The 8375-nt window shown below is 62.4% G+C and carries 6 protein-coding genes; 4 read left to right on the forward strand and 2 right to left on the reverse strand.

Going from position 1 to position 8375, the window contains the following annotated elements:
• Positions 1–141: 141 nt before the first annotated feature.
• Positions 142–2319 carry a TonB-dependent receptor gene (locus CHB97_RS23015; protein ID WP_160106188.1) on the reverse strand — a complete coding sequence of 726 codons (2178 nt, stop codon included), beginning with the start codon at positions 2317–2319 and terminating at the stop codon, positions 142–144.
• A 270-nt stretch (positions 2320–2589) separates the two neighbouring features.
• On the opposite strand from CHB97_RS23015, the gene CHB97_RS23020 reads away from it, so the two are divergent.
• On the forward strand, positions 2590–3879 hold the full coding sequence (locus CHB97_RS23020) for a phenylacetate--CoA ligase family protein (RefSeq protein WP_089367508.1): 1290 nt from the start codon (positions 2590–2592) through the stop codon (positions 3877–3879).
• A 171-nt stretch (positions 3880–4050) separates the two neighbouring features.
• On the opposite strand, the gene CHB97_RS23025 is transcribed toward CHB97_RS23020, so the two are convergent.
• Positions 4051–4803 (reverse strand): SDR family NAD(P)-dependent oxidoreductase, encoded by a 753-nt coding sequence (locus CHB97_RS23025; protein ID WP_160106190.1) that lies wholly within the window; start codon positions 4801–4803, stop codon positions 4051–4053.
• Positions 4804–5163: 360 nt separating this feature from the next.
• Between CHB97_RS23025 and CHB97_RS23030 the strand changes: the two genes are divergently transcribed.
• The 3 genes from CHB97_RS23030 to CHB97_RS23040 all read left to right on the forward strand — a co-directional run.
• The gene (locus CHB97_RS23030; RefSeq protein ID WP_089290370.1) at positions 5164–6612 is read left to right on the forward strand and encodes an aldehyde dehydrogenase; all 1449 of its coding nucleotides are present in this window, start codon (positions 5164–5166) and stop codon (positions 6610–6612) included.
• Between the two features lie 13 nt (positions 6613–6625).
• Positions 6626–7750 (forward strand): alcohol dehydrogenase catalytic domain-containing protein, encoded by a 1125-nt coding sequence (locus CHB97_RS23035; RefSeq protein WP_089290371.1) that lies wholly within the window; start codon positions 6626–6628, stop codon positions 7748–7750.
• A 157-nt stretch (positions 7751–7907) separates the two neighbouring features.
• Positions 7908–8375 (forward strand): transposase (locus tag CHB97_RS23040; protein ID WP_200820088.1); only part of this gene is annotated, 468 nt, incomplete at its 3' end.

The following is an 8375-nucleotide window of genomic DNA, read 5'->3' on the forward strand; positions in this document are numbered from 1 at the left end:
CCCGGATCATGTCCGATCATCGGTTCCGGATTTGATTTAGTGTACTATTTTGGCCGCAACATCCCGCCGGCGCAACTGGAAAAACGTGCGCCCGATCCGCTCCGGCTTCCTCCACTCCGGGCCGATCCGGCGCACGCCGGGTCAGAAGCGATAGCGCGCAGTCAGCCCAAAGGTGCGCGGATCGCCGGGGAAGCCGGTGATGATCCCCAGCGCGCCGAGATCAAGGGTGCGGCTGAGATATTTCTTGTTTGCCAGGTTCCGTCCCCACAGGCTGAACTCCAGTCCGCTGCGATCAAGGCTGAGGGTGGCCATGGCATTGATGAGGGCAAAGCCGGGCAAGAGGTTGGCCGGATCGGACGGCGGGGCGGCGGCATAGGCGACTTCCCCCTTGTAGGAATAGTCACCATGCACGCGGATACCGCCGAAGGAGACGGGAATTTCGTAATCCGCCGACAGAGACCAGGTCAGATCGGGCGTCTGCTGGAACGGCGAATCTTTTGTCACCGCCACCACGGTTGGCATGAGGCTGGTATATTTGGCATCGATCGCCCCCAGGCTGCCATTCAGCCGCAGGTTCCCCAGCAGCAGGGTGGTCTCCACTTCCACCCCATTGACCCGTGCCGAGCCGGCATTCTGGATGATCGCCGCTGTGGTGACGGTTCCCCCGACATTGACAGGGATGTTCGCCACAAACTGGATGTCGCTGAACTTCGAATGATAGGCAGCCAGATTGACGCGGACGGACCGACCGAAATCAAGCTTGACTCCGCCTTCATAGGAATTCACCTGCTCCGGATTGAAGGGGGTGAGCGCCAGTGAGTTCGTCGCCCGGGTATTGAACCCGCCGGAACGGAAGCCCCGGCTCCACTTGACATAAAACAAGCGGTCGCTTGCCGGGGCGTAATTCAAGCCTACGGTGAAGGGCGTATAGGTAAAGTTCGCCTCTTTTACATCCACCCGGCAGTCCGGCGGGCTGGCGGCGGAATTGCCGCATAAAATCGTCGTCCCGGTGGCGGCAAGCTGGGTACGGTTGCGCAAGGTGATGTCGCGCGTGTCCCAGACATGCCGGGCACCGGCAATCAGGGTGAAATCCGCGCTGATCTTATAGCCCAGTTGCGCAAACAGGGAGGTGGAGCCATTGATCATGTCCCGACCATCGGTGACATTTTCGACCGGCACCGCCCCCGGCCGCCCATAGACGAATCTGGACCGGGTGATCAGATCCGAATTTTCCCGGAAATAATAGCCACCGGTGATCCAATCCAGCCGGTCATTCAGGGCTTTGCCATAAAGCTGAATTTCCTGGCTGAACTGATGCTGGTTCATATCATCGTTAAGCTGTTGCAGGAACACATAGGGCGTGCCATCAAGATCATTATTCTGGTTATCCCGCTGGCTTCCCCGAAAGGCGGTGATCGATTTCACCGTCGCCCAGTCCCCGACATCACCCGTCACCGTCGCACTTCCGCCATAGGTTCTTGACCGATAGGGACCCGAGGTGGTCGAGGCCGGCCGGTTGGTATAAGGGTCGACATAGGCGGCCCCATTGTCCTTTCCCTGGCTGATCAGACCGATGAAGCCTGCCCCGGCGGGTAACAGCTTCGCCAGGGTGATCCACTGCCCGTCATTGCGGACGGACGTATAGTCACCCGTCAGCAGAACCTCCCAGCCGTCGGCCAGGGACAGGGACAGCGAGCCGCGCACATAATCAGTATTGTCGGCATTCAGCTGATTGCCGGTCAGCCGGCTGCGCGCGAAACCGTCCCGTTCGGAATGGCTGCCGGCAACACGGACGGCAATCCGATCGCTGACCGGGACATTGATCATCCCCGCCAGCTTCCAGGCATTGAAATTGCCATAGCTGGCCTCCATCGACCCTTCCAGGTTCCGGCCCGGCCGTTTCGGGATGATGTTCATCGCTCCGCCGATGGTGTTCCGGCCGAACAGCGTGCCTTGTGGCCCGCGCAATACCTCAACCCGCTCGATATCGATCAGGCTGAGATTGGCCCCGGAACTGCGCGCCAGATAGACCCCGTCAAGATACAGCCCGACCGCCGGATCGACATTCGGCGTATTGTCGATATTGACCTGCCCCCGCAGGGAAATGCTGGCATTACTGTTGTCGCCGGGAAAAGAGGAAATATTCAGGTTGGGCACCGACCGTGCGAGACTGCTGACATCGAGCTGTTGCTGAGCGGCCATGGCATCCCCGGTGATTGCCGTCACGGCGATGGGCACCGACTGCAGCCTCTCCGTTCGCCTGGTGGCGGTAACCACTATTTCATCCAGAACCGGCGCCTCTTCGCCGCCTTTGGCCATGCTGGCCGCCATTGACTGCGCAGACCCGGCCGGAACACATGACAACGCAACCGCGATCGCCAGCAGCGACGCGCCGGAATAGTGAATCCCCATGGGTATTGCCCTCCCTGGCAATTTTTGTAACGGCCGAACGACCCGCCGGCACTTATAAAATAGTCTACCATTTATGAAAGGCGCTTGCTATCGTTTCGTACGCACAGGGAGGAACGGGTCGACGACAGGCTCGTCCGACGAATTCAGTACCCTCTAATAAGATGTGGAGCCATCGATATGACGATTGCCGTCCAACAGGCCCTTGGGGATCCGAACCGGCCCTTCTGGAATGTAGAGGCACAGACACGAACGGCGGCGGAGATCGAGAATCTCCACCGAGCCGGCGTGGCGCGGGAATGGGTCCGTGTCTGGGACACACCATTGCCCTTTTATCGCGCGAAATATGAGGCCGCCGGCCTCAGCCGCGACCAGGTGCCCCGGCTTGACGATATTCCGATGACGACCAAGAAGGAGTTGCTGGCGGACGAAGCCGGGCACGGCCCCTGGGGGCAATGGCGGGCGGTCGATCTGGACAATGCTACCTTTGTGTCGGCCTCGGGCGGCACCACCGGCCGGCCGATGCTCTATCTGCTGACCAAGCGCGACGCCTATCGGACGCGGGACGCGGTCATCCGCAATTACTGGCGATTCGGATTGCGCCAGTTCGGCCGCTATACCCATGCCTGGCCTGGCGGCATCTATGGCGCTGGCGGCTCGCAATTGGCGGCCGAGGAAATGGGGGCCATGGAAATCCCTGTCGGAATGCCCTTCACCGTGGAGGCGGCGATGGAGCATCTGCGCATCTGGCAGGTGATGAAGCCGTCAACCTTCATGATCACCGGCTCGCAATTGCTGATCTATGATCAGGCGGCGGAACGGCTAGGCGTCAATCTGGCTGATATTTTCGCCGGCGGGACCGTTCCCATCGTCGAAGCCAGCATGCAGTTCGACGGGCCGCGCCAGCGGCTGGAGCGGCGCTATAATTGCCACTTCATCAATATTTCCGGCGCTTCCGAAATTCCCGGCGGCGCGGTGTCCGACTGTCGCCATCACACGGGCTTTCACACCCATGCGGACATGACCATTGCCCAGGTCTGCGACCCTGCCACCGGCAAGGAGGTCGGTCCCGGCCAGCGCGGGCATCTGGTCTGGACCTGCTTCGGCACCGATGCCTTCTGGCTGCGCTATAATGTCGAGGATTGGGTGGAGCGCATGGAAGGGGAGTGTCCGTGCGGCGAAAGCGGTCTGCGCTACCGGCTGCTGGGGCGGGATGGCGACAGGGTGCGGATCGGTCAGCGCCAGTTCTTCCCGCTGGATGTGCAACTGGCGCTCGACCCGCTGGGTGGGCCGGAATTCCAGCTTCTGAATGGCGGCAAACAGGCCGAGAGGCTGGAACTGAAGGTCGAGACAAGTGACCCGGAAGGGCTGCGGCAGAGCCTGTCGACGGCCCTGGAGGTTCCGGTGACGGTGGAGGGGGTGGAGATCAATTCCCTGCCCCGCTCCACCTTCAAGCCCCGCCGCACCTGAGGGGAGGTGAGGGGCCGCCGGTGCACGCCGTCGGCCCCCATTCGCCCAGGGTCCCGTCCCAGGGGAGGCGGCGGCCTCCATCGGCGGCCGGGGCAGGATCGGGGCTTGTGGCAAAGGGCGCTGCCGGAACCGTTTCCGACCGGGCGAAAACGGTTCCGGCGCGTGCGGGGGTCAGAACCGGCCACCGTCGATATTGATCAATTGCCCCGAGATGAAGGTAGATTCATCCGACGCCAGGAAGATGGCGGCTCCCGTACATTCATGCACATAGCCGACCCGGCCCAGGGAAATGCGGGACAGGACACCGGTTTTCTCCGCATTACGACGCAGCTCCGCTTCATTATCGCCGGTGACGATGGCCCCCGGATTTATGCTGTTGGCGCGAACCCCGCCCTTGCCCCATTCCTTTGCCATATAGCGGGTCAGCAGTAACAGATTGCCTTTTGCCATGCCGTAGGCGTCCAGCCCCGGCGTCGGCGTGACACCGGTCGAGGAAATGACGGAGATGATGGACCCGCCACCTCGTTCCATCATCCGCGGTCCCAACCGTTGCATCAGGCGCAGCGCCCCCCAGACGATGGCCTGCTGAAGCTCCATCCAGGTCGGCTCCGGGGTGGTCAGGAGATCCCCGGTGAAGGTATTGGCAGGCTGACTGCTCAACAGCACGCCATCAATTCCGTCAAAGGCAGCCCAGGAGCTGTCTGCGAACCGGTCGATCTCGTCATTATTCAGGAAGTCGACGGCGAGCGCTGTGACCCGGCACCCCCTTGCCCCGAGTTCCTGCGCCAGCGGTGCCAGTTTGACCTCTGTGCGGGAGGTGAGGACGAGATCAGCCCCCTCCCGCGCGAAGGCACGCGCAAACTCGCCCCCCATGAACCCCCCGGCCCCGGTCACCAGAATCTTTTTTCCAACAAGCCTGGACATATGCTCCTCCCGCATTCTCAAATTTCCTTGTCTATAATTAGTACACTTATTGGGCCGCTGAGAAAAGAGGCCTCTGCAGTTCACGGGCAGAACAACCGGACGCCCCCGAAATCATGCGCGGACCGGCTGCGCCCTTCGATCCAATGGACAGAGGCCAGCCGCTGGAAACCCGGCCAGCAACTGCCAATTATCTATCTGAAAATATTATGAAAAATATCCGATTCATAGTTGCCGGCTTTCCCGCTTCGGAGGGACACCTGAATAAGGGCAATTCTGCCTGTCCGCAAAACAGGCTACCATTTAGGAGATTAGCTTGCTATTCTCCGGGTCCTCACGGGCGGCGCGTCGGCAGGCAGGCACATGGTCCCAACAAAACTCTCGCTTCTGTCTCATCCTGACAGGCTGTTCATTGGCGGCCAATGGGTGGAGCCCTCCACCGGGGCCAGCTTTCCCATCACCAACCCCGCCAGCGGCGCGACGATGACGGTGATTGCCGAGGCGCGGGAGGCGGATATCGATCGTGCCATCGCCGCGGCGGACATGGCGTTCCGGGAAGGCGCCTGGCCCCGCATGGCCCCGGCGGAACGGCTGGCGGTGCTCCGCCGCTGGGCGGATGCGATTGAGGCGCGAACCCTGGATATTGCCACCGCCCATACGGCACAGATCGGCATCCCGATCAGCTTTTCCCGCCGGGTCGCCGGGGGGGCGGCGGCCAGCCTGCGCCATATGATCCAGGCAGCGGAGACCTATCCTTTCGAGGCGGAGCGGCCGGCGGCCGGCGGCATTGCCCGGGTCATCCGGGAACCCGTCGGTGTCGTCGCCGCCATCGTCCCCTGGAACTATCCGTCGCTGCTGGCGATGAACAAGATGGCGCCGGCGCTGGCCGCCGGCTGCACCGTCATTGTGAAACCCTCCCCCGAGGCGCCGCTTGATTGCCTGATCCTGGCCGAATGTGCCGAACAGGCCGGCTTTCCGGATGGGGTGCTCTCCCTCCTCACCGCCGGGCGCGATATGGGGGAGCGGCTGATCAGCGATCCGCGGATCGACAAGGTGAGTTTCACCGGCTCCACTGCGGCCGGCAAACACATCGCCGCTCGCTGCATGGAACGTGTCGCCCGGGTGACGCTTGAACTGGGCGGCAAGTCCGCCGCCATCCTCCTGGACGATTTCCCTATTGCCGCCGCCGTGCCGATGCTGGTCGGCCAGTCGACCCTGTTCAACGGGCAGGCATGCATGGGCCTGACCCGGGTGCTGGTGTCGCGGCCGCGGCAGGAGGAGCTGGTCACGGCCCTTGCCGCCGCCTATCGATCGCTGAAAACCGGCGATCCGTTCGATGAAGAGACCCGGATCGGCCCGGTCGCCAGCCCTGTCCAGGCGGCGCGGGTCGCCGCCTATATTGAGGCCGGCAAGGAACAGGGCGCCCGCCTGATTACCGGCGGCACCGTACAGGGCTGTTTCATTGAGCCGACCCTTTTCGCCGACGTCACCAATGAGATGCGCATCGCGCGCGAAGAGATTTTCGGCCCGGTGCTGGTTGTGCTGCCCTATGATAGTCTGGATCAGGCCATCGCCATGGCCAATGACAGCCCCTATGGCCTGAATGGGGCCGTCTTCACGACGGATCAGACCCAGGCCGTCGCCATCGCCCGACGCATCCGCAGCGGCACCGTGGCCCAGAACGGCATGGGCCCGCAGGCCGGGCAGCCCTTTGGCGGGTTCAAACAGTCCGGCATCGGACGCGAGGGCAGTGCCGAGGCTTTGGACCATTATACCGAGATCAAGACGATCTATCTGTCGCAGCCGGCCTGAAGGAAGGGCGATCATGGCGATTAATGTGCAGGCCGCTGTCTTCCATGGACCGGGCCGACCGCTGACCATCGAAACCCTCCAGCTGGACCCGCCGCAATCGGGGGAGGTGATGGTCCGGATCGTGGCCACCGGTCTGTGCCATACGGACCTGCATATCATGGAAGGGCACCAGCCCCAGGCGGTTCCAGCCGTGCTGGGGCATGAATCCGCCGGGGTGATTGTCGCTGTCGGCCCTGATGTGACAGGTCTGGACATCGGCGATCATGTCGTGCCGTTCATGCTGCCGGAATGCGCGGTCTGCCCCAATTGCCTGTCCGGCCGAACCAATATCTGCCTGAAGGTGAAGGAGCGGACGAGCCCCGCTTCCAGCCGTCTCCACTGGCAGGGCAGGCCTGTACACACCTTCGCCGGCATGGGCACCTTCGCCGATCATATGGTGATCACGGCGGACCGGGTCGCCAAGGTCAGCAAGGCCGCCCGGTTTGACGGCGCCTGCTATGCCTCCTGCGGCGGGGCGACGGGCATTGGCACCGTGCGCCATATGGGTGTCGATGCGGACTCCCTGGTGGTGGTGTTCGGCCTGGGCGGTATCGGTCTGAACATGGTGCAGAGCGCGCGGCAGCTTGGGGCGAAAACCATCATCGGCATCGACACCAATGATGCCAAGGAAGCCGTCGCCCGCCGGATGGGGGCCACCCATTTCATCAATCCGGCCAGGCAGGACAGCGTGCCCGCCGCGATCATGGCCATCACCGGCATGGGCGCCACCCATAGTTTTGAATGTGTCGGATCCCCTTCCGTCATGCGCCAGGCCGTGGACGCGACAAACCCCTTTTATGGTCGCTGCACTCTTGTCGGCGTCGCGGCAGCCGGAGCGGAATTGAGCTTGCCCATTCAAGGGCTTTCCATGGGCAAGACGGTCGGCGGCCTGCTGATGGGGGGATTGAAGCCGCGCTCCCAGCTTCCCGGTTTGGTGCAGGAATATGCCGAGGGTCGGCTCAATTTCGACGCTCTGATCTCACATCGCCTCCCTCTCGACCTGATCAATGAAGGCTTCGCCCTGATGAAGCGCGGCGAGGTCTTGCGCGCCGTGATCCTGTTCGACGGGACCATCCGGAACAGCGCTGGTCCACAGTGAGTAGCCAGTTTGATAAGCTTGGTTCGGCCTTTTAGGCCGTAGTGACAATTTAACCCGGATTTGTCACCGGTTGCCGGCATTCTTCAGTATTCATTTTTTATAACAAGTAATTACTATTACCCTGGAGCGGTTAAGAATTTACAGGGTGTTTTTCGGGATGCGGTTTGCGGATCATGGTCGGCGGGTGGTCATGGGGGCGTTTGACGGGGGAGAAATCACCTCGGATGCGGGCGGGCTGCTGTTGCGTGAGGTGGCCGGTCGGCTGAATTTGTTTGAGCGGATGGCGGCCTGTTTTGAGGACCGACGCAACCGTAAGCAGGTGACGCATGCGCTGCCCGATCTGCTGGCGCAGCGGGTCATCGCCATGGCGCTGGGATACGAGGACCTCAACGATCACGACCGGATGCGCCACGATCCGCTGCTGAAGGTGACGGCGGCAGCCAGGCCGCTTGTGCCGGGAGGCGCGCCGTTGCCGGCGCTGGCCGGGAGTTCGACGCTGGGTCGGCTGGAGCGGCGTTTCGAGGAGGCCGACCGGCGTTATCACAAGTTCACCGCGCAGCCGTCACGCCTGCAGGATCTGTATGTCGAACTGTTCACCGGCAGTTATGCGACAGCGCCGGAGCGG

The organism is Azospirillum sp. RU38E (assembly GCF_900188385.1).
Taxonomy (GTDB): domain Bacteria; phylum Pseudomonadota; class Alphaproteobacteria; order Azospirillales; family Azospirillaceae; genus Niveispirillum.